The following is a 20227-nucleotide window of genomic DNA, read 5'->3' as shown; positions in this document are numbered from 1 at the left end:
TAGCTTAGCTGCGTTCGCGCAGGATGCGCGCGACGCTGTCGATGCTGCGGATGCCACGCATGGTGCGGGCAAGGTGGACGCGGTCTTCGACCTGGATGGTGAAGCGCAGATGCTTCATCGACGGATCGCCGTCGTCGTCCATGCTGACCGAGACGATATGGGCATCGGCTTCGCCGATTTCGGCGGCGATGCGCGCCAGCGTGCCTTTCTGGTTATGCGCCAGGATGGTGATGCGGCATTCAAAGCGGCGGTTGAGCTCGCCCGCCCAGGTGACTTCGATCCAGCGGTCCGGTTCTTTCTCGCGATGCCGTTTGGCGGTTTCGCAATCGTCGACGTGGACAATCAGCGCCTGATCGTGTTTCAGATGGCCGATCAGCTTGTCGCCCGGAATCGGCTGGCAACATGTCGCCAGCTGGACGGTTGCGCCTTCGTTGCCGGTAATGACCACCGGATCCGGTTTGCTCGGCAGCATATGGCCTTCGACATCGAGCTGCGGCACTGCGCCGCCATTCTCGGTCATCCCCATGATGTGACGCGCCACCAGCGGCGCCATGCGTGTACCGATGCCGATGTCGGCATATAGCTCATCCATGGTCTTGGCGCTGGATTCGTTGAGCAGGCGCTCGATCAATAGAGTCGGCAGATCAGGATCCAGTCCGAGCGTATTGAGTGCGTTGGTCAGCAGGCGCTTGCCGAGAGCTTGCGACTCGGCCAGGTTGACCGTGCGCAGGCGATGGCGGATCGCCGAGCGCGCTTTGCCGGTGCGGACATAGCCGAGCCAGTTCGGGCTCGGGCGCGAGGACGGCGAGGTGATGATTTCGACGATGTCGCCGTTGTGCAGTTCGGTGCGCAATGGCGCCGGCTCGTGGTTGATCACGACCGAGGTGGTCTGGTCGCCGATGTCGGTATGGATGTTGTAGGCGAAGTCCAGCGCCGTGGCACCGCGCGGCAGGGCGATGATCTTCGACTTCGGCGTGAAGACATAGACCGAGTCCGGGAACAGGTCGACCTTGACGTGTTCGAGGAATTCGGCCGAGTCGCCGGTCTGTTTCTGGATGTCCAGCAGCGATTGCAGCCAGGCGTGGGTGCGTTGCTGCAGGTCGGTCAGGCTGCCTTCGTCGTCCTTGTACAGCCAATGCGCGGCGACACCCGATTCGGCCACGCGATGCATGTCTTGCGTGCGGATCTGGAACTCCACCGGCGTGCCGTAGGGGCCGATCAGCGTGGTATGAAGCGACTGGTAGCCGTTCAGCTTGGGAATCGCGATGTAATCCTTGAACTTGCCCGGCATCGGCTTGAACAGCGAATGCAGCGTACCCAGTGCGACGTAGCAATTGGCGAAGCTGTCGACCACCACGCGGAAGCCGTAGACGTCCAGCACCTGGGAAAACGTCAGGTGCTTGTTGCGCATTTTGCGGTAGATGCCGTACAGGGTCTTTTCGCGGCCGTCGACCTGGGCCGGGATGCCGGCGGCGATTAGCGTGCTGGTGACGGATTCGAGAATCTTGGTGACCACTTCGCGGCGATTGCCGCGCGCGGCCTTGACCGCCTTCGACAATGTCTTGTGGCGCAGCGGATGGAGATGCGAGAACGACAGTTCCTGCAGCTCGCGGTAAATATTGTTGAGACCGAGGCGATGCGCGATCGGCACGTAGACTTCCATCGTCTCGCGGGCGATGCGGCGCTTTTTCTCGGGAATCATCGCACCGAGCGTGCGCATGTTGTGCAGGCGATCGGCCAGTTTGACCAGAATCACGCGCACGTCGCGCGCCATCGCCAGCAGCATCTTGCGGAAGTTTTCCGCCTGGGCTTCGATCTGGCTCTGGAATTCGATCTTGTCGAGCTTCGACAAACCGTCGACCAGCGAGGCCACCGGCGCGCCGAAACGCTCGATCAGTTCTTCCTTGCGTACGCCCTGGTCTTCCATCACGTCGTGCAACAGCGCCGCCATCATGGCTTGCGCGTCGAGCTTCCAGTCGGCGCAAATTTCAGCGACCGCGAGCGGATGCGAGATGTAGGGTTCGCCCGACTTGCGCATCTGGCCCAGGTGCGCCTCATCCGAGAAGCGATAGGCTTCTTTGACCTTCTTCAGTTCGGAAGGCGTGAGGTATTCCTCGAGCTTGTGCGTCAGATGGGTAAACGTCGCCACGCCGCTGTGCAAAGCGGGAGCAGGAGGTGTCGCGGGAGATTTTGGGGAGTTCTGTTTTGACGCCGAGCGTCCGGAAGACGCTCGGGGAGTACCGTTGCTGCCAGTCGTACTAGTTGCGGATAACGGAGAACCGAGGGTTGAATCTGGGGGAATCAGGCTCATACGTTGGCGTTATCGGCAGCATGGACGAGAGTGAAACTCAGGCAGGCACTTTTTTCAGCATCTCGATGCCGACCTTGCCGGCTGCGATTTCGCGCAGGGCCGTCACGGTTGGCTTGTCCTTGGCGTCCACTTTCGGGGTGTGGCCTTGCAGCAGCTGGCGTGCGCGATAGGTTGCGGCCAGGGTCAGCTGGAAGCGGTTAGGGATTTGCTTGAGGCAATCTTCGATGGTGATACGGGCCATAAAAACTCCTGATTTCGTGTTGCTTGGTGATTCTGAATGATTCTGGTGGTTCCGGTTCAGCCGGCGTCCGCATTTTCATCGGATCCGGCCAGAGTGGTGCGCCTCGGGAGCGATTTACTCATCAACTCAGGTGATGGCATGAATGCCGAGCTGAGTGAACAGGAAGGTGTTGCGTGCAGCCTGTTGCGGGAAGCGGCAACGTGCTGCTTTCACAATTGCCGTCAATTCCGACAAAGCGACTGCAAACTCTTGATTAATAATAACATATTCGAACTCCGGCGAGTGGGCGATTTCGCCGCCGGCGGCCAGGATGCGCCGCGTGATGACGTGCGGTTCGTCCTGTCCGCGCTTTTTCAGGCGCTCTTCCAGCGCCGCGATCGATGGCGGCAGGATGAAGATGCCGATGGCGTTGGAGAACTGCTTCTTGACCTGCTGCGCACCTTGCCAGTCGATTTCCAGCAGCACGTCGGTGCCGTTGGAGATCTGGTCGGCGATCATCAGGCGCGAGGTGCCGTAGTAGTTGCCGTGCACTTCCGCCCATTCCAGGAATTCGCCTTCCGCCTGGCGCTTGAGGAAGTCGTCGGCGGTGGTGAAGTAGTATTCGCGGCCGTGTTCCTCGCCCGGGCGCGGCGGGCGCGTGGTGTAGGAAATCGACAGCTTGATCTCGGGTTCCTGCTTCAGCAGGGCGTTGACCAGCGTCGATTTGCCGGCGCCGGACGGCGCCACGACCATGAACAGGCTGCCGGAGGTTGGATTCTTGTTTGCCATGGGATGCTCTCTCGTGTCTGAATGTCGGGATCGGTTATGGTTATTCCAGGTTCTGCACCTGTTCGCGCATCTGGTCGATCAGCAATTTTAATTCCATCGACGCGTCGGCGAGCTCTTTCATGGCGGCTTTCGAACCGACCGTGTTGGCTTCCCGGTTGAGCTCCTGCATCATGAAGTCGAGGCGCTTGCCAACCTGGCCGCCTTTTTTCAGGATGTGGCGGGTCTCGGCCAGATGCGCCGACAGGCGCGCCAGCTCTTCGGCGATGTCGATGCGGATGCCGTACAGCGTGACTTCCTGGCGGATGCGTTCCAGCACTTCTTCGCGCGGCAGCGACGCAACGGCGCCGTCTTTGCTCGCCAGACCCAGTGCTTCCTGCATGCGTTCGGTGGCCTTTTGCTGGAATTGCGCCACCAGTTGCGGCACCAGCGGCGTGATGCGCGCGACGATGGCTTCCATGGCATCGATGCGGGTTTCCAGCACCGCCTGTAGCGCCGCGCCTTCACGTGCGCGGCTGTCGAGGAAGGCGGTCAGGGTTTGCTGCAGCGTCGCCAGCACGTCGGCTTGCAGCGTGTCCTGGCCGATTTCGGCCTCTTCGATGACGCCCGGCCAGCGCAGCAGCTCGGCCACGCTCAGCGGCGCCGCATCGATGAATTGCGCGCGCACCTGGCTTTGCAATTCCGCCAGCGTCGCCAGCAGGGCCTGGTTGAGCGCCTGGCTGGCCCCTTCGGCGGTCTTGCGGCCGAAGCTCAGGCGGCATTCGACCTTGCCACGCACCAGCTTGCTGATGATGGCCTCGCGCATGGCGGGCTCGACCGCGCGCAGGTCGTCGTTGACGCGGAATTGCAGGTCGAGGAAGCGCGAGTTGACGCTCTTGAGTTCAACGGTGATGGCGCCGGCGGCGGTGTCGCGCTTGGTGACGGCGTAGCCGGTCATGCTGTAAATGGTCAATCGATTCTCCGGATGTGGCGGGCCGCAGCTTGTGGCCGGCGACGTGAATGATGTGCAGGGAAGGCCGGCAATGCCAGGCTTCCTTTACAAACCGGCAATTTATCAAGACAATGCCGGTAAAAATTTAGCTCACCAACTTCAATAAGCTCATTGAGCTCGATGAGGCGTGATTGTATTTGGGTTTGGATAGCGCATTGTAAAAAGTTTGCTTGCCGCGCGCCATCAAAACCTCTTCTCCGGTTCTGCCCGGCCAACATGGCCCCAAGGCGTCCGTCACCGATTCCATAGGAAAAACCATGACCGCATTCCAACGTCCCAGCGGACGCGCCACCGCCGATCTGCGCACCGTCCGCCTGACGCGCCACTACACCAAGCATGCCGAAGGCTCCGTACTGGTCGAGTTCGGCGACACCCGCGTGCTGTGCACCGCCAGCATCGAAGAAAAGGTGCCGGGTTTCCTCAAGGGTAAAGGGCAGGGCTGGATGACCGCCGAATACGGCATGCTGCCGCGCTCGACGCATACCCGCATGGACCGCGAAGCCGCCAAGGGAAAACAGTCCGGCCGCACCCAGGAAATCCAGCGCCTGATCGGTCGCGCCCTGCGCGCCGCATTTGACCTGGAAGCCTTCGGCGAGCGTACGCTACACCTCGACTGCGACGTCCTGCAAGCCGACGGCGGCACCCGCACCGCAGCCATTACCGGCGCCATGGTCGCCGCCTATGACGCGTTTTCCGTGCTGCAGGGCCGCGGCCTGATCAGCGCCATCCCGGTCAAGCATTTCGTCGCGGCGATTTCGGTCGGCGTCTATCGCGGCGTGCCGGTGCTGGACCTGGATTACGTGGAAGACTCCGACTGCGACACCGACATGAACGTCGTCATGACCGATGCCGGCCATTTCGTCGAAGTGCAGGGCACCGCCGAAGGCGCCGCCTTCGATCGCGCCACCCTCAACAGTCTGCTCGACATCGCCGACAAGGGCATCAAGGAGTTGCTTGCCTTGCAGAAAGAAACGCTGGGCCTGGTCAAGTAACGACGCACCATCGTCTTGCGCAAAAAAAGGACGCCCGGCCAGCAGCCGTGCCCAAATCCTTTTACAATCCCGCTATGCCATGTCCGCGCCCTGCGGGCATGGCGTTTTTACTTGATCTCTTGCTATTTCCCGCCATTCAATCGTCATGACCCAAAAAATCGTCCTCGCCTCCAACAACCCCGGAAAACTCCGCGAATTCGGCTCCTTGCTCGGCGAAATCGGCCTGGACGTGCGTCCGCAAGGCGAGTTCGATGTGCCCGAAGCCGAAGAGCCCTTCGCCACCTTCGTTGAAAACGCGCTGGCCAAGGCGCGCCATGCCTCGCGCCTGACCGGCCTGCCGGCGCTGGCTGACGATTCCGGCGTTTGCGTCAACGCCCTGGGCGGTGCGCCCGGCGTATGGTCCGCGCGCTACGCCGGCGAGCCGAAGTCGGACGCCGCCAACAACGCCAAGCTGATCGCCGACCTGGCCGGTCACGACGACAAATCGGCTTATTACTACTGTGTGCTGGTCTACGTGCGCCACGCCGACGATCCGCAACCGGTCATCGCCGACGGTTCCTGGCACGGTGAAATCGTCGAGGAAGCGCGCGGCGCCGGCGGTTTCGGCTACGACCCGTATTTCTGGCTGCCGGCGCTGAACCGCACCGCCGCCGAACTGAGCAGTGCCGAAAAGAACGCCCACTCGCATCGCGGCCAGGCTTTGCGCGCGCTGGTAGAGAAGCTGCGATGATCATTCCGATCAAGCCGGTCAGCGTGAATCTGCCGTCGCTGTCGGGACAGTCCGCACAGCAGGGCGGCCCGGCCCAGGCCGCGCTGGCCTTTCTCAAGCCGGGCAGCCTGCAATTGTCGGCCCTGCCGCCGTTGTCGCTGTACGTGCATTTCCCGTGGTGCGTGAAAAAGTGCCCCTATTGCGATTTCAATTCGCATGAAGTCAAGGGCAGCTTTCCCGAAGATAGTTACCTGGACGCCTTGCGCGCCGACCTCGAGTCGGCGCTGCCGCTGATCTGGGGCCGCAAGATCTACTCCGTTTTCATCGGCGGCGGCACACCCAGCCTGCTGTCGGCGGCCGGGCTCGACCGTCTGCTGTCGGATATCCGCACCTTGCTGCCGCTGGACATCGACATCGAAATCACGATGGAAGCCAACCCGGGCACCTTCGAAGCCGAGAAATTCAAGTCCTACCGGGCCAGCGGCATCAACCGCCTGTCGATCGGCATCCAGAGCTTCAACACGGCGCACCTGGCCGCGCTCGGCCGCATCCATGACGGCGACCAGGCGCGCAAGGCGGTCGAGATCGCACACGCCAATTTCGACAACTTCAACCTCGACCTGATGTACGCCTTGCCGTCGCAGAGCGTGGAAGAGGCGCGCCGCGACATCCGGACCGCCATCGACTGCGCGCCGCCGCACCTGTCGCTGTACCACCTGACGCTGGAGCCGAACACGCTGTTCGCCAAATACCCGCCGCAGGTGCCGGACGACGACGCCAGCGCAGACATGCAGGACATGATCACCGAGCTGACCGGCGCCGCCGGCTATCAGCACTATGAAGTGTCGGCCTACGCCAGGCCGAAGCGCCAGGCGCGCCACAATCTCAATTACTGGCAGTTCGGCGACTACCTCGGTATTGGCGCCGGGGCGCATTCCAAGTTGTCGTTCCCGCACCGCATCGTGCGCCAGGCGCGCCACAAGCATCCACAGACTTATATGGAAAAAATGCGCACCGGCAACGCGATCCAGGAAGAGGGCGAAATCGGCCGCGATGCGCTGGGCTTCGAGTTCATGCTCAATGCGCTGCGTCTGGAAGACGGTTTTCCCGTCAACCTGTTCAATGAGCGCACCGGCATGAGCATCAACGCCATCGACGCCGCGCTCAATGACGCGGAGAAGAAAGGCCTGCTGTATCGCGACCACGCCATCATCCGTCCGACCGAGCTGGGACGCCGTTTCCTGAACGATTTGCAGGAAATGTTCCTGTTTGAATGAACATTTAGGCAAGTCCAGTTTTCTCAGGTATATTTGGTAAATATTTGGATTTAGATAAGAATTCTTTTCGGAAACTTGCTTATTTATTTTTCATAACTAATTAGAAATATTGCGGTTGCTCCCCGCAATCCACACACAAAATGGCTGTCCAGGATAAAAGCATCCCTTTTCCTCTCGTTTTTCTACAGCCCGTTGCAGACGTCCATTACCTGTGGACGGCGCTATCGTTGCATGTGTCACCGTTCGATGAGAACGGTTGTGACCTGTTTTCCCGACTTTTCAACGAATTCGGCCTCGGCGAAGCGCTCGGCCGGCTTTCGTGCATCCTCACGGTTCCGAATCCCGACAAATTCGCCGGCGAGTTCGGGGCGCCGCCCAAGGACACCCAGCTGATCTTGCGCGTGCCGGTCGAATATTGCGCCGATCCGGCGCGACAACCGTTGCTGGAACGCCTCACGAAAATGGGCTACGGTCTGATCGCCGACGGCATTCCGCCGCGCACGGCCTTGTTCCCAGATTTCATCGAATCGCTGTCGCTTGATTGCAGCGCCGGCATTCCCGCTGACGCGAGTGCCTGGCTCACGCGCATGCGCGGTCCTCATCTGGCCGAAAACGTGCCCGATCCGGTCAGCTTCGATGCCTGCCGGGCCGAAGGCTTCCGCTGGTTCAGCGGTGAATATCCGTTGCTGCCGTCATCGAACGTCGCGCAAAAGGATGCGATTTCGCGCGGCCGCCTGGTGAAACTGCTGGAGCTGGTCTCGCACGATGCCGATGCCCCTGCGCTGGAAGGCTTGCTCAAGCAGGATCCGGCCTTGTCGTACCAGTTGTTCAAGCTGGTCAGTTCGGCGGCGTTCGGCTTCTCGGCGCACATCACCAATTTCACCCAGGCCATCAACCTGCTGGGCCGCCGCCAGCTGCAACGCTGGCTGCAGCTGCTGCTGTATGCACGCTTCCCCGGCGACGAATCGGCCAATCCGCTGCTGCCGCGCGCTGCTGCACGCGCCGCCATGATGGAGGCCATGTGTCACCAGATCGACGGCGACCGCGACGAGCAGGACCGTGCTTTCATCGTCGGCATGTTCTCGCTGCTCGACGTATTGCTGGCCATGCCGCTGCGACTCATCATCGAGCCGCTCAAACTGCCGCAGGACATCGTCGACGCGCTGATGCAGCGCCGCGGTCGCCTCGGTCGTCTGCTGGACGTGGTGGAGCGCGCCGAATACGGTCGCATTCCCTTGCGCCATACCGATCTGGCAGCGGCCGGCGTTACTCCCGAAGGCTATTGCCGCGCACTGATCCAGGCCTACCGCTGGGCTTCCAAAGTCAGTCACGAGGCTTGACGCGATGATCGCCACGCTCAGCAGCAACGATCTGGCCTGCTGCTCGGCACTGCTTGATGCGGTGCTGGGCCTCGAAGGCATTGCGTTGCATGAGGCGTTAAGCAATATCGTATCGAGTTTCCTCGGCCGCCCGGGCGGCCGTTATTTTTCCGACATCGCCAATGCGCTCGATACGCAGCAGCTGATGCAGTCGGTGGCGCACGAGGGCCTGAGCTATGGTCACTACATCTTTCCCGAGCCCGCCGATAGCTACACTGAAGCCGAAGCAGGGCGCCTGGCGTCGTTTGCCGCGCTGACCGGCCGCCTGCTGCAAAATCGCGCCGACACCGAAAAGCGCAGCCGCGCCCTCGACCAGATCGAATCCAAGCTCGAGCAGCAGGCGCAGATCCTCAATCAGATGCACGAGTCGGTGATCACGATGGACCAGGCCGGTTTCATCACCAGCTGGAATCGCGGCGCCGAGCAATTATTCGGCTATACCGCGATCGAGGCGATCGGCCGCAACGTGTTGTTCCTGTATGAGAACGAAGACGAGGATGACACCTCGCTCAACGACGTGTTCCTGGCACAGGGCGGGCGCGAGATGGAAGTGCGCCGCCGCAAGAAGTCGGGCGAAGCCTTCTGGGCCAGCTTGTCGCTGTCGGTCATGCGCGACCAGCACGGCCAGCCGATCGGCATGATCGGCTACCTCAACGACATCACCGAACGCAAGAACGCAGAAAAGCTGATCCATCACCTGGCGTATTACGACTCGCTGACCGGCCTGCCCAACCGCACGCTGCTCACGCGCACGGTCGATCAGGCGCTGCTGGCCGCGCAGCAGGACAATATCTACGGCTGCATCATGTTCATCGACCTGAACCGCTTCAAGCCGATCAACGACACGCTCGGCCATGTCGCCGGCGACATGCTGCTGGTCGAAGTCGCCATCCGCCTGCGCAAGGCCTTGCGCGATGAAGATGTGGTGGCGCGCCTGGGCGCCGATGAATTCGCCATCGCGCTGTTCGACATCGACAAGGATTACCACGCCGGCTTCGTCGCACAAAAACTGATCGCGCTGTTCGACGAACCGTTCTTCATCGACGGCCATGAACTGCGCGTCGGCGCCAGCATCGGCATCAGCATGTATCCGCAAGACGCCGCCGACACCGAAACCCTGCTGCGCCTGGCCGACATCGCCATGTACCGCGCCAAGCAAGGTGGTGAAAACAATGAAGGCGGCTACGCGTACTACAGCGAAGAGATGAACCGCAACACGCTGGATTTGCTGCGCATCGAAACCGGCTTGCTGCACGCCTTCGAGTACAACGAATTGCTGCTGTACTACCAGCCCAAGATCGACTTCGCCCAAGGCCACATCACCGGCGCCGAAGCGCTGGTGCGCTGGCAGCATCCCGAGCGCGGCCTGCTGGCGCCGGGCGACTTCATCCCGATTGCGGAAGAGACCGGCCTTATCGTCCAGCTCAGCGACTGGGTGCTCGAAGCCGCGTGCGCGCAGGCACGCCAGTGGAAGGAAGCCGGCCTGGAGCCGATCCGCATCGCCATCAACGTGACGGCGCGCGAATTCACGCGGTCGTTGCCGGACCGCGTCAGGGCGGCGCTGAGCCGCCATCAGTTGACCGGCGAATGGCTGGAGCTGGAGATCACCGAAAGCATGCTGATGCACAGCACCGATCGCGTGATTTCAATCATGGAGAAAGTCTGCCTGCTCGGCGTGACGATTTCGCTCGACGATTTCGGCACCGGCTATTCGAGCCTGTCCTACCTCAAGCGTTTTCCGATCAACACGCTCAAGATCGACCGTTCATTCACCACCGGCATCCCCGGCGACACCAACGATTGCGCCATCGCCAGCGCCATCATCGGCATCGCCAAGCAGTTGCGCCACAAGGTCATCGCCGAAGGCGTGGAGAACATGGCGCAGTTCAATTTCCTCAAGGAGGCCGGCTGCAACGAATTGCAAGGCTACCTGTTCTCGCGTCCGGTCCCGGCTGCGGATTTCCATCTCATGCTGACGGAGGGCCGCAAGTTCTCCGCCGTCGTGTAACGCAGCTCATCTCCCGCAGTAAAACTCTTCGGTCTCAATCTTTCAGGTAATGCGGAAAGCGCTCCCGGATATCGTCCAGATGCGACAGGGTATTGGACAGATGCGCGCGCAAGGCCTCCTGCGCGGCAACCGGATCGCCTGCCGCGATAGCCTCGACGATCGCGGCGTGATCGCGCAGCACCGCGCGCGCCTTGCCGGGAATCGGCACGTGCAGCGCGCGCAGCCGGTCCAGGTGGCCGCTGTGCCGGCGTACCATGGTCCACAGATCGGGGATGTTCGCGGCTTCGTACATCTGGCGATGGAAGGCCTGATCGGCTTCGACGAATTCGCTGTAATCCTCGCTGTCGGCCAGCAGCGTTTGCTTCGCGATGCTGGCCCGCAGCCGGGCAATCAGGGCCGGGTTGGGCGCGGCCGCCAGGGTATGGACGATTTCCAGTTCAATCGAACGGCGCAGGAAATGCGCCTGCCGCGCCATCGCAATATCCACCGCGCGCACCACGGTCGCATGCTGCGGAAAAATATCCACCAGGCCTTCTTCACCCAGCTTCATCAGGGCGTCGCGTATCGGCGTCTGGCTCAGGCCGAACTGCAAGGCCAGCTCGGCGCGCGAGAGGACGGTGCCGGGCGTTAGCTGCATCGTGATGATGGCTTCGCGCAGGCGTTCGAATACCTGCGGCGCGGCATGGCGCGAGCGGTCGAGCTGATGTTGCGGCACTGGCGAAAGGCTATTCATGGCAATCGGAATCCGGTACGTCGAAAACAATAAGTGGAAAGAAATCGGAGCGCTACGCATGTCGATCAACGGGGAGATATCCGGACCGATGGCGACAAGCATGCAAAAGATAAGGCACGATAGCCGCGCAATCTCCTTTGTTATCGGCATGATAAAGCAATTGGATCGCATTGACACACTAATATATTAGTGTTTTAATGTTTTGATTGAAAGGGAAACGCTCTTTCTTCGATAAAAACCGCAGGAGACAAGCAGTGACTACAGCGCAGGCAGCAGGGCGGGCATTGTCGCCGCTCGACAGGGCGGTATCCAGGATCAAGCAGCGTGTGTTGCCGCTGTTCGTGATCATGTTCATCGTCAATTACATCGACCGCGTCAACATCGGCTTCGTGCGCACGCACCTGGCCGCCGACATCGGAATCGGCACCGCCGCGTACGGTCTGGGCGCGGGCTTGTTCTTCGTCGGCTACGCCATCTTTGAAGTGCCGTCCAACATGCTGCTGCAAAAGTACGGCGCCAAAGCCTGGCTCACGCGCATCATGCTGACCTGGGGTATCGCCGCCACCGCAATGGCCTTCGTGCAGGGCGAGACGTCGTTCTACGTGCTGCGCTTCCTGCTCGGCGTGGCGGAAGCCGGCTTCTTCCCCGGCGTGATCTATTACTTCACGCAATGGCTGCCCAACGGCGAGCGCGGCAAGGCGATGGCGATCTTCCTGAGCGGCTCCGCGCTGGCGTCGATCCTGTCGGGACCGATTTCCGGTGCGCTGCTGCAGATCGAAGGCGGCGGCCTGCACGGCTGGCAATGGATGTTCATCATTGAAGGCCTGGCGTCGGTGGCGCTGTGCGGCTTCGTCTGGTTCTGGCTCGACTCGCGACCGGCTGACGCCAAGTGGCTGACGCAGAGCGAACGCGATCTCATCGGCAACGCCATCGCCGCCGAACAGGCCGAGCGCGAGAAGACGAAGCCCGCTCACATCTCCGCCTGGACGCTGCTGCGCGACAGCCAGATCGTGATCTTCTGCTTCATCTATTTTTCGATCTCGCTGACCATCTACGGCGCGACCTTCTGGCTGCCCAGCATCATTCGCAAGATGGGCGCGTATTCGGACTTCCAGGTCGGCCTGTTCAACTCGATCCCGTGGATCATCTCGATCATCGCCATGTACCTGTTCGCCAGCCTGGCGGCGCGCTTCAAGTTCCAGCAAGCCTGGGCCGCGGCGGCGCTGATTATCGCGGCCATCGGCATGTATGTGTCGACCTTCGGCGGACCGGTGTTCGCGTTCGTCTCGATCTGTTTTGCGGCGGTGGGATTCAAGGCGGCTTCCTCGCTGTTCTGGCCGATCCCGCAGTCGTATCTCGACGCGCGCATCGCTGCCGCGGTGATCGCGCTGATCAACTCGCTCGGCAACCTCGGCGGCTTTGTCGCGCCGACGACCTTCGGCTTCCTCGAGCAGAAAACCGGCTCGATCCAGGGCGGCCTGTATGCCCTGGCGGCGACTTCCGTGGTGGCGGCGATTGTGGTGTTCTTTGCCCGCACCACGGCGCACTCCGCAGCGATCGCCGGCAACAAATAACTCATTGCTGATACCCGGAAAAAGACATGAAAATCACCCGCGTCACCGTCACACCGATTGCATTCAAGGATGCACCTCTGCTCAACGCCAGCGGCATCCACGAGCCCTACGCCTTGCGTTCCATCATCGAAGTGGAAACCGACAACGGTCACTTCGGCCTCGGCGAAAGCTACGGCGACGCCGCAGCGCTGGCCGTGCTGGACAAGGTAAAAACGCAACTGATCGGCCTCGATCCGTTCAACCTCAATCGCCTGCGTGCCATCGTCAAATCCACTGTTGCAGGCATGGCGCCGGCAGGAAATAGTGGCGCCGAACTGGCGCCCGGTTCGCATGCCAGTAAAGCCGTGAGTAATGCCTACTCAGCATTCGAAGTCGCCTTGCTCGATGCTCAGGCGCGTTACCTCAACGTGCCGCTGGTCGACTTGCTGGGCGGCGCGGTGCGCACCGAGATTCCGTTCAGCGCCTATCTGTTTTTCAAGTATGCGGAGCACATCGACAGCCCTTATGAGCCGGATAGCTGGGGCGAGGCGCTGAGCGAGGAGCAGATCGTCGCCCAGGCGCGCCGGATGATCGATGAAAACGGTTTCAAGAGCATCAAGCTCAAGGCCGGCGCACTCGATCCGGAACATGAAGTCGCCTGCATCAAGGCGCTGAAAAAAGCCTTCCCCGATGCGCCGCTGCGCATCGACCCCAACGGCAACTGGTCGCTGGAGACGGCGGTGCGCATGGCGGAGCTGCTCGGCGACGATTTGCAGTACTACGAAGATCCGACCCCAGGTCTGGAGGGCATGGCCGAATTGCACCGACGCACCGGCCTGCCGCTGGCAACCAACATGGTGGTGACCGACTTCGACGAATTCCGCCGCAGCGTCGCGCAGAACAGCGTGCAGATCGTGCTGGCCGATCACCATTACTGGGGCGGCTTGCGCGACACGCAGATGCTGGCGCTGATGTGCGACACCTTCGGGCTGGGCGTGTCGATGCATTCGAATTCCCACCTCGGCATCAGCCTGATGGCGATGTCGCATGTGGCCGCAGCGGTGCCGAATCTGTCCTACGCCTGCGACACCCACTATCCGTGGCAGGAGGCCGACGAAGAAGTCATCAAGGGCGGCAAGCTGTCGATCCGCAACGGCTGTGTCGGCATCACGCGCGCGCCCGGCCTCGGCGTGGAGCTCGATCGCGATCAGTTGGCCAAGTTGCACGACCTCTACCTGAGCTGCGGCATCCGGTCACGCGATGACGTGCGGCAGATGCGCAAGTACAAACCGGACTGGAAAACCGTCAAGCCGAGGTTCTGAGCGGAGAAATGTTTCAGTCGGACGGTGTGAGGGGATCACACCTCTGAAGCCGCGGCAAGCAGCCTCAGCGCCGCCGCTTCCACGCCTCCAGAAACACCAGCGTCACCTTCGCCTCGTTGGTCTCGGCCAGGCCGCTGCCGAAGAAGGCGCCGACATCTTTGAAGTCGTTGCCGCCGGCCAGATCGGAGACGCTGCGGAACGCGATGAACGGCACGCCGTTTGCATACGCCACCTGCGCAAAGGCGGCGGTTTCCATATCCACCAGCTGCGCCTGCAGTGTCTCATACAGATAAGTGCGATAGCCGGCATTGGCCAGGAAGGCCGTGCCGGAGATCCCGCGTCCGCCGACTTTCAATGCCGGCTGCGTGCTCACGCACAGCGCCGGATTTTTGGGGCCGCACGTCGCCAACGCGGGTTGGAGGGTGCGGGCCAGCGCGAGCATCTGCGCATCGGCCTGGAACTCGAAACGGAATTCGCCGCCTGGCGCAGTGGCTGCGCTCATCACGAAACTGTCGCGCATGAACATCCCGCTGCTGACTTTGCCGCCGGGCGTATCGAACCGGTAGTCCGGACGCGCCTGGCCATTGTCCGTCGCCAGCTTCAATCCCAGGCAAGCGACGTCGCCGGCGTTGCCGCATGCGGCCGGCAGGCTGCCGTCGCCATTCCAATACACCTCCATCGGCATTGCCCAGGTGGCAGGCGCCACCACGTCCCCAACATGATTTGCGGGATTCACGCCACCGGCAATGCCGCTCATGAGCAGACGCTCCACATGGAAATGATCGAGCATCAGCTGCGTGACCATCGTGGCGTTGACCATGCTCACGCCGCTGAGCACGATGACCACCGGATTGCCGCGCAATACGCCGGTCGTGAAGCGATTGCCGTTGATGCGCCAGTCGCGTTTCCCTTGGGTCTGCTCAAGCAGGATGTCGGCCTCGGCGCCGAATGCAGACACGATGCCGATGCGCGGCTTGCAGTCGCTGAGGCAGCGCTTCCGTTCGGCGTGGGCGGCGCCGGTAGTGAGCAAGGCGGCAAGCGCCAGCAGCGCACAGGCAAGTCTGTTCATGGATATTCCTTTTGCAGGGGGGAGTCTGGTGAGACAGGCAAGCCAGAGCATGCCGAAGAACCCGGAAATTAGCCAGGGTTGTCTGAATGTCAATGTGGGCGCGGCTTGCGGCGGTGCTTGTTCAACCGAAAAATTGCCTGTTGGCTATATTGGGTATATGATTGCCGCAAAGAAATAAGATAAATCCCCCTCGGAGACATTCATGCGGCCGTTCCTGCTTTTGATCCTGTGCACCCTCGCCATCAGCGGCTGCAGCCGCTCACCCGCCGAGCAACTGGCTTACCGCCATGCAGAGGAGCAGTACCAGATCAACATGGAACGCTCTGCGCGCTACCGCCAGTCGCTGGAACAGACCGAGGGCGAAAGCCCGGCGCCGATCGTCGTCACTTCGCGGCCGGCCGGCTGAGCGGCGGAATTTCTTTCTTCGGCGAGAGGACCGTAGCGCTTCTCCTCCCGCAACTCAGGCCGTCTCCTCCGCCCGCGTCTCCACCAGCAACTTCTTGATCTCCGGCACGCAAGAGCCGCAGTTGCCGCCTGCCTTGAGGCAGGCGGTGACTTCCGCAACCGTCTTCAATCCCTGTTCACGCACCGCACTGCAGATCGTGTTGCGGCCCACGCCGAAGCACGAGCACACGGTCGGGCCGGTGTCGGCGCCTTTCTCGATCGGCTGGCCGATCAGCAGGCCGACGCGGTCGGCTTCTTCCAGCTGCTCCTTGTCGAACAGACTCGCCAGCCAGGCGCGCGAGGGCAGGTCGGGGCGTTTGGACAGGAAGATGCACATGTCGATGCGCTCATTCTCGACATGCACCGCGCGATAGACGCCGGCGGTGCGGTCTTCGTATTCGAGCCAGTCGGCCTCGATGTCATGCACGCCGAGCAGCTTGCGCGCCCAGGCGCTGTGGTCGGCGATGGTGCTGCGGCCGGCCAGTTCGTAGCGCGCGAAGTCGCGGCCCTGGATGCGCGTCCAGTGCGTGATTTCATCGAGCGCCAGCGTCTTGCGGCTGAGGATGAAACCATGCCAGGACACGCCGAATTCTTCGATGCTGACCGGCGTGTGCTTGAACTCGGGTTCTCCCGATAGCGGATCGACCACCGGATTGACCAGGGCCCCCACCCGCGCGTCGGAGGCGGTCTGGTTGCTCCAGTGGATAGGCACGAACACGCTGCCGCGCGCGATGCCGCCGCTGTGCTGTACGCGCGCCACCATCGCGCCCCAGCGCGAGCTGATGCGCGCCAGGCTGCCTTCGCGCACGCCGTAACGCAACGCATCTTGCGGATGCATGTCGATGAAGGATTCCGGCACGTGGTCCGCCAGGCGCGCCGATTTGCCGGTGCGCGTCATGGTGTGCCACTGGTCGCGCACGCGGCCCGTGTTGAGCGTCAGCGGGAATTCTTCATCGGGCAGATGCGCCGGACCGCGCGGCGGCGTCGCCACGAAGCGCGCCTTGCCGTCGGCATGTGCATAGCGCTGATTGCCGAACAGGCGCGCAGTGCCGGTGACATCGCCGCTATGTTTGTCGCGCGTCACGGGCCACTGGATCGGCTGCAACTGGTCGAACTGCTGTTTGCTCATGCCGGTCAGGCCGTCGAGATTGAACACGCGCATGCTGTTGCCGGCGATCTGCGGCGGGCCGTTGCGGTAGCTGCTCAGGCGCGCGTGTTCGTCGAAGACGGCATGCACGCCGGCGAAGTCGAAGCCGCGATAGCCCATGCGGATGGCGACGTCGCAGATGATCTGCCAGTCCGGACGCGCTTCGCCCGGCGCCGTCAGGAAGGCGCGCTGGCGCGAGATGCGGCGCTCGGAGTTGGTGACGGTACCGTCTTTCTCGCCCCAGCCCAGCGCGGGCAGCAGCACGTGTGCGAAGGCGTTGGTGTCGGTGCCTTCAACGATGTCGGAGGCGACCACCAGTTCGCACTTCGACAGTGCGCGCTGGACCACGTTGGCGTCGGGCATGCTGACCATGGGATTGGTCGCCATGATCCAGACCGCCTTGATGCGGCCGGCTTCGATCGCGTTGAACAGGTCGACCGCTTTCAGGCCCGGCTTGTCCGCCATGTGCGGTGAGCCCCAGAAGGTCTGCACCGTGTCGCGATGCAGGGCATTGTCCAGATCCATGTGCGCCGCCAGCATGTTGGCCAGGCCGCCGACTTCGCGTCCGCCCATGGCGTTGGGCTGGCCGGTGATCGAGAACGGACCCATGCCGGGCTTGCCGATGCGGCCGCTGATCAGATGGCAGTTGATGATGCTGTTGACCTTGTCGGTGCCGGCGCTTGACTGGTTCACGCCCATCGAAAATCCGGTGATGACTTTCTCGGTATCGGCGAACAACTGGTAGAAGGCCAGCAGGTCGTTGACGTCGACCTTGCAGATGCGCGCGACTTCGTGCGGATCGGCGCAGTCCGCATCGGCAATCGCCAGCGCTTCGCCGAGGCCGCTGGTGTGGGCGTCGACGAAAGCGTTGTCGCGCGCGCCGCGATGCGCAAGGAAACTCATCAGTCCGTTGAACAGCCAGACGTCAGTGCCGGCCTTGACCGGCAAGTGCATGTCGGCCAGCTCGCAGGTGGCCGTGCGGCGCGGATCGATGACGATCAGCTTCATCTCCGGCCGGTTTTCCTTGGCTTTGGCGATGCGCTGGAACAGGATGGGGTGGCACCACGCCGTGTTGGAGCCGACCAGCACCACCATGTCGGCCAATTCCAGATCTTCGTAGCTGACGGGCACCAGGTCTTCGCCGAACGCGCGCTTGTGGCCGGCCACGGCTGACGACATGCACAGGCGCGAATTGGTGTCGATGTTGGCGCTGCCGACGTAGCCCTTCATGAGCTTGTTGGCGATGTAGTAGTCCTCGGTCAGCAGCTGGCCGGAGACATACAGCGCGACCGAATCCGGACCGTGGCGGTCGATGATATCGCGCAAACCGCCGGCGACCTTGTCGAGCGCAGCGTCCCAGCTTACGCGCTGCAATGCGCCGTCGGCGTCGCGCACTTTCGGATGCAGCAGGCGGCCGTCCAGGTCGACCGTTTCCCCCAGCGCCGAACCCTTGACGCACAGGCGGCCCTTGTTGGCCGGATGCAGTTCGTCGCCCGTGACGGCGATGACACCGTCGGCCTGCATGGCGGCGCGCACGCCGCAGCCGACGCCGCAATAGGGGCAGGTAGTCTTGGTGCCGACGGTCGAAAGCGGAGCTTGAGAGAGGTTCACGATAGTTTCCTGGTCAGGCTGCCTGGATGGTTTTCGTCTGACGTTGAGTATCACTCTGAGTCTGGCCGGAGATGGCCTGACCGAACAGCAGTTGATGACGGATGGCGGAAATGTCGCCGCCTTTCTGGATCAGGTCGAAGTACCACGGGCCATCCTTGACGTCACCGTACAGTACCGCACCGATCAGCCGGCTGCCTTGCAGCACCAGCCGCTTGTAAATGCCGCGGCGCGGATCGCGCAGCACCAGGTCTTCGGTGTCTTCGGCGCCGATGAAGTCGCCCGCCGAATACAGATCGACACCGGTGACCTTGAGCTTGGTGGCGGTCGCTTGCTGCACGTAGCGGCGATGTCCGGCGCCGGCCAGATGGGCGCCGCACACGCGCGCCTGGTCCCAGATCGGCGCCACCAGGCCAAAGGTGGCCTTGCGGTGCTGCACGCATTCGCCGACGGCGTAGATGCGCGGGTCGTAAGTCTGCAGCGTATCGTCGACCACGATGGCGCGATCGCAATGCAAGCCGGCATCCTTGGCCAGGCTGATGTTGGGGCGCACGCCGGCAGTCATCACGACCAGGTCCGCCGGAATCTCCGAGCCATCCTTGAAACGCACTGCCGTGACGCGATCTGGTCCGACGATTGCGTCGGTCTGCGCATTGAGCAGGAAGCGCAGGCCCTTCATCTCCAGCGCCTTTTTGAGCAGAGCAGCGGCAGGCTTGTCGAGTTGCTGGTTCATGAGGCTGTCGGTGACATGCACCACGGTCACATCCATGCCTTGGCGGAGCAGGCCGTTGGCCGCCTCCAGGCCGAGCAGGCCGCCGCCGATCACTACCGCATGGCGATGGTTGCGCGCCGCGTCGAGCATCGTCTGGACGTCCTGAATGTCGCGGAAGGCGATCACGCCCGGCAGTTCATGGCCCGGTACCGGGATGATGAACGGCTTGGAGCCGGTCGCCAGCAGCAGGCGGTCGTATTCGATCTCGATGCCGGCTTGCGAGCGCACGATGCGGCGGCGGCGATCGATCCGCTCGACCGGATCGCCGGCATGCAGCGTGATGTTGTTCTGCACGTACCAGTCGCGCGTGTTGAGCATGATGTCGTCGATGCTCTTGTCGCCCGCCAGCACCGGCGACAGCAGGATGCGGTTGTAATTGCCGTGCGGCTCGGCGCCGAAGACGGTGATGTCGTAGAGGTCCGGCGCCAGCTTCAACAGTTCTTCGACCGTGCGCATGCCGGCCATGCCGTTGCCGATCACGACCAGCGACGGCTTCTTTGCAGAAGCGATTGGAAGCTCGGCAGGTGCCGGAACGACCGTCATGCGCCCACCCAGACCTTGCCGTGTTCGACGCGCGCAGGGTAGGCGCTGACCGAATGTTCGGGTGCTTCAATGCACTCGCCTGTCTGCAGATCGAAGTGCTGCTTGTAGATCGGCGAAGCGACCACGATGCGTTCGCCGATGCTGCCGACCAGGCCGCGCGACAGCACCGAGGCTTCCGCATTCGGGTCGTAGTTGCCGATGGCGAACACCCGCGTCTCGTTGTGGGCGCCATCGATGACATGGAACACCGCCACCTGTTCGCTGCCGATCAGCGCGCAGACGCCGGTGTTGGGCACGATGTCGGCGATGTCGCAGACTTCGGTCCAGTGTTCGCAATGATTGAGTTGTCGGTCGCTGTGCATG

General features: G+C 62.3%; 18 protein-coding genes. 9 read left to right on the top strand and 9 right to left on the bottom strand.

The window, feature by feature from the left end:
* Window positions 1–4: 4 nt before the first annotated feature.
* The 4 genes from F506_RS16245 to F506_RS16230 form a co-directional block, all read right to left on the bottom strand.
* Complete coding sequence (locus F506_RS16245; protein ID WP_053199110.1) at window positions 5–2311, bottom strand: RelA/SpoT family protein; 2307 nt, start codon at window positions 2309–2311, stop codon at window positions 5–7.
* Window positions 2312–2348: 37 nt separating this feature from the next.
* On the bottom strand, window positions 2349–2552 hold the full coding sequence (rpoZ, locus tag F506_RS16240) for a DNA-directed RNA polymerase subunit omega (RefSeq protein WP_007881846.1): 204 nt from the start codon (window positions 2550–2552) through the stop codon (window positions 2349–2351).
* A gap of 126 nt (window positions 2553–2678) precedes the next feature.
* Window positions 2679–3320 carry a guanylate kinase gene (gmk, locus tag F506_RS16235; protein WP_053199108.1) on the bottom strand — a complete coding sequence of 214 codons (642 nt, stop codon included), beginning with the start codon at window positions 3318–3320 and terminating at the stop codon, window positions 2679–2681.
* Window positions 3321–3360: 40 nt separating this feature from the next.
* Window positions 3361–4269, bottom strand: coding sequence for a YicC/YloC family endoribonuclease (locus F506_RS16230; RefSeq protein ID WP_235471183.1), 909 nt, complete (start codon window positions 4267–4269; stop codon window positions 3361–3363).
* Window positions 4270–4565: 296 nt separating this feature from the next.
* Here F506_RS16230 and rph point away from each other — a divergent pair, with 296 nt between their 5' ends.
* The 5 genes from rph to F506_RS16205 all read left to right on the top strand — a co-directional run bounded on the left by rph (window position 4566) and on the right by F506_RS16205 (window position 10673).
* Window positions 4566–5300: a ribonuclease PH gene (gene rph, locus F506_RS16225; RefSeq protein WP_053199105.1), complete on the top strand. Its 735-nt coding sequence runs from the start codon at window positions 4566–4568 to the stop codon at window positions 5298–5300.
* Between the two features lie 145 nt (window positions 5301–5445).
* The gene (rdgB, locus tag F506_RS16220) at window positions 5446–6030 is read left to right on the top strand and encodes an RdgB/HAM1 family non-canonical purine NTP pyrophosphatase (RefSeq protein WP_053199102.1); all 585 of its coding nucleotides are present in this window, start codon (window positions 5446–5448) and stop codon (window positions 6028–6030) included.
* Window positions 6027–7286 (top strand): radical SAM family heme chaperone HemW, encoded by a 1260-nt coding sequence (hemW, locus tag F506_RS16215; protein ID WP_407638187.1) that lies wholly within the window; start codon window positions 6027–6029, stop codon window positions 7284–7286. Before rdgB ends, hemW begins: the two co-directional genes overlap by 4 nt.
* A gap of 140 nt (window positions 7287–7426) precedes the next feature.
* Window positions 7427–8626 (top strand): HDOD domain-containing protein, encoded by a 1200-nt coding sequence (locus F506_RS16210; RefSeq protein ID WP_053199100.1) that lies wholly within the window; start codon window positions 7427–7429, stop codon window positions 8624–8626.
* Between the two features lie 4 nt (window positions 8627–8630).
* A complete protein-coding gene (locus F506_RS16205) occupies window positions 8631–10673 on the top strand; it encodes a putative bifunctional diguanylate cyclase/phosphodiesterase (protein WP_053199098.1) in 2043 nt (680 codons plus the stop codon).
* A gap of 34 nt (window positions 10674–10707) precedes the next feature.
* Here F506_RS16205 and F506_RS16200 read toward each other — a convergent pair whose 3' ends face one another.
* On the bottom strand, window positions 10708–11406 hold the full coding sequence (locus tag F506_RS16200) for a GntR family transcriptional regulator (protein WP_053199097.1): 699 nt from the start codon (window positions 11404–11406) through the stop codon (window positions 10708–10710).
* A 254-nt stretch (window positions 11407–11660) separates the two neighbouring features.
* On the opposite strand from F506_RS16200, the gene F506_RS16190 reads away from it, so the two are divergent.
* Both F506_RS16190 and F506_RS16185 read left to right on the top strand, forming a co-directional pair.
* Window positions 11661–12980 carry an MFS transporter gene (locus tag F506_RS16190; protein ID WP_053199093.1) on the top strand — a complete coding sequence of 440 codons (1320 nt, stop codon included), beginning with the start codon at window positions 11661–11663 and terminating at the stop codon, window positions 12978–12980.
* Between the two features lie 26 nt (window positions 12981–13006).
* Window positions 13007–14281, top strand: a complete 1275-nt coding sequence (locus F506_RS16185; RefSeq protein ID WP_053199091.1) for a glucarate dehydratase family protein — start codon at window positions 13007–13009, stop codon at window positions 14279–14281.
* Between the two features lie 64 nt (window positions 14282–14345).
* On the opposite strand, the gene F506_RS16180 is transcribed toward F506_RS16185, so the two are convergent.
* Window positions 14346–15350, bottom strand: coding sequence for a 5'-methylthioadenosine/S-adenosylhomocysteine nucleosidase (locus tag F506_RS16180; RefSeq protein WP_053199089.1), 1005 nt, complete (start codon window positions 15348–15350; stop codon window positions 14346–14348).
* On the opposite strand from F506_RS16180, the gene F506_RS23205 reads away from it, so the two are divergent.
* Both F506_RS23205 and F506_RS16175 read left to right on the top strand, forming a co-directional pair.
* Window positions 15349–15528: a hypothetical protein gene (locus tag F506_RS23205; RefSeq protein WP_144424073.1), complete on the top strand. Its 180-nt coding sequence runs from the start codon at window positions 15349–15351 to the stop codon at window positions 15526–15528. The two genes, F506_RS16180 and F506_RS23205, sit on opposite strands and share 2 nt — an antisense overlap.
* Before the next feature lie 24 nt (window positions 15529–15552).
* Window positions 15553–15756: a hypothetical protein gene (locus F506_RS16175; protein WP_053199088.1), complete on the top strand. Its 204-nt coding sequence runs from the start codon at window positions 15553–15555 to the stop codon at window positions 15754–15756.
* 54 nt (window positions 15757–15810) lie between these two features.
* On the opposite strand, the gene F506_RS16170 is transcribed toward F506_RS16175, so the two are convergent.
* Genes F506_RS16170 through nirD form a run of 3 tightly spaced genes read right to left on the bottom strand, consistent with a single transcriptional unit; the run spans window position 15811 to window position 20226 of the window.
* A complete protein-coding gene (locus F506_RS16170) occupies window positions 15811–18552 on the bottom strand; it encodes a nitrate reductase (RefSeq protein ID WP_053199086.1) in 2742 nt (913 codons plus the stop codon).
* A 13-nt stretch (window positions 18553–18565) separates the two neighbouring features.
* The gene (locus F506_RS16165; RefSeq protein WP_053199084.1) at window positions 18566–19864 is read right to left on the bottom strand and encodes an NAD(P)/FAD-dependent oxidoreductase; all 1299 of its coding nucleotides are present in this window, start codon (window positions 19862–19864) and stop codon (window positions 18566–18568) included.
* Complete coding sequence (gene nirD / locus F506_RS16160) at window positions 19861–20226, bottom strand: nitrite reductase small subunit NirD (protein WP_053201719.1); 366 nt, start codon at window positions 20224–20226, stop codon at window positions 19861–19863. Before nirD ends, F506_RS16165 begins: the two co-directional genes overlap by 4 nt.
* Window position 20227 lies beyond the last annotated feature (1 nt).

Origin of the sequence: Herbaspirillum hiltneri N3 (assembly GCF_001267925.1) — a bacterium.
Classification (GTDB): Bacteria; Pseudomonadota; Gammaproteobacteria; order Burkholderiales; family Burkholderiaceae_D; genus Herbaspirillum; species Herbaspirillum hiltneri.
Note: the sequence above shows the minus strand (reverse complement) of the source record. Positions and strands in the feature narration are given on the sequence as shown.

Excerpts from the sequence above, each read along its gene's own strand:
- F506_RS16200 (WP_053199097.1), bottom strand. The coding sequence starts at position 11,406 with ATGAATAGCCTTTCGCCAGTGCCGCAACATCAGCTCGACCGCTCGCGC.
- rpoZ (WP_007881846.1), bottom strand. The coding sequence starts at position 2,552 with ATGGCCCGTATCACCATCGAAGATTGCCTCAAGCAAATCCCTAACCGC.
- F506_RS16205 (WP_053199098.1), top strand. The coding sequence starts at position 8,631 with ATGATCGCCACGCTCAGCAGCAACGATCTGGCCTGCTGCTCGGCACTG.
- rdgB (WP_053199102.1), top strand. The coding sequence starts at position 5,446 with ATGACCCAAAAAATCGTCCTCGCCTCCAACAACCCCGGAAAACTCCGC.
- rph (WP_053199105.1), top strand. The coding sequence starts at position 4,566 with ATGACCGCATTCCAACGTCCCAGCGGACGCGCCACCGCCGATCTGCGC.
- F506_RS16180 (WP_053199089.1), bottom strand. The coding sequence starts at position 15,350 with ATGAACAGACTTGCCTGTGCGCTGCTGGCGCTTGCCGCCTTGCTCACT.
- F506_RS16245 (WP_053199110.1), bottom strand. The coding sequence starts at position 2,311 with ATGAGCCTGATTCCCCCAGATTCAACCCTCGGTTCTCCGTTATCCGCA.
- hemW (WP_407638187.1), top strand. The coding sequence starts at position 6,027 with ATGATCATTCCGATCAAGCCGGTCAGCGTGAATCTGCCGTCGCTGTCG.
- gmk (WP_053199108.1), bottom strand. The coding sequence starts at position 3,320 with ATGGCAAACAAGAATCCAACCTCCGGCAGCCTGTTCATGGTCGTGGCG.
- F506_RS16185 (WP_053199091.1), top strand. The coding sequence starts at position 13,007 with ATGAAAATCACCCGCGTCACCGTCACACCGATTGCATTCAAGGATGCA.
- nirD (WP_053201719.1), bottom strand. The coding sequence starts at position 20,226 with ATGCACAGCGACCGACAACTCAATCATTGCGAACACTGGACCGAAGTC.
- F506_RS16175 (WP_053199088.1), top strand. The coding sequence starts at position 15,553 with ATGCGGCCGTTCCTGCTTTTGATCCTGTGCACCCTCGCCATCAGCGGC.
- F506_RS23205 (WP_144424073.1), top strand. The coding sequence starts at position 15,349 with ATGGATATTCCTTTTGCAGGGGGGAGTCTGGTGAGACAGGCAAGCCAG.
- F506_RS16165 (WP_053199084.1), bottom strand. The coding sequence starts at position 19,864 with ATGACGGTCGTTCCGGCACCTGCCGAGCTTCCAATCGCTTCTGCAAAG.
- F506_RS16210 (WP_053199100.1), top strand. The coding sequence starts at position 7,427 with ATGGCTGTCCAGGATAAAAGCATCCCTTTTCCTCTCGTTTTTCTACAG.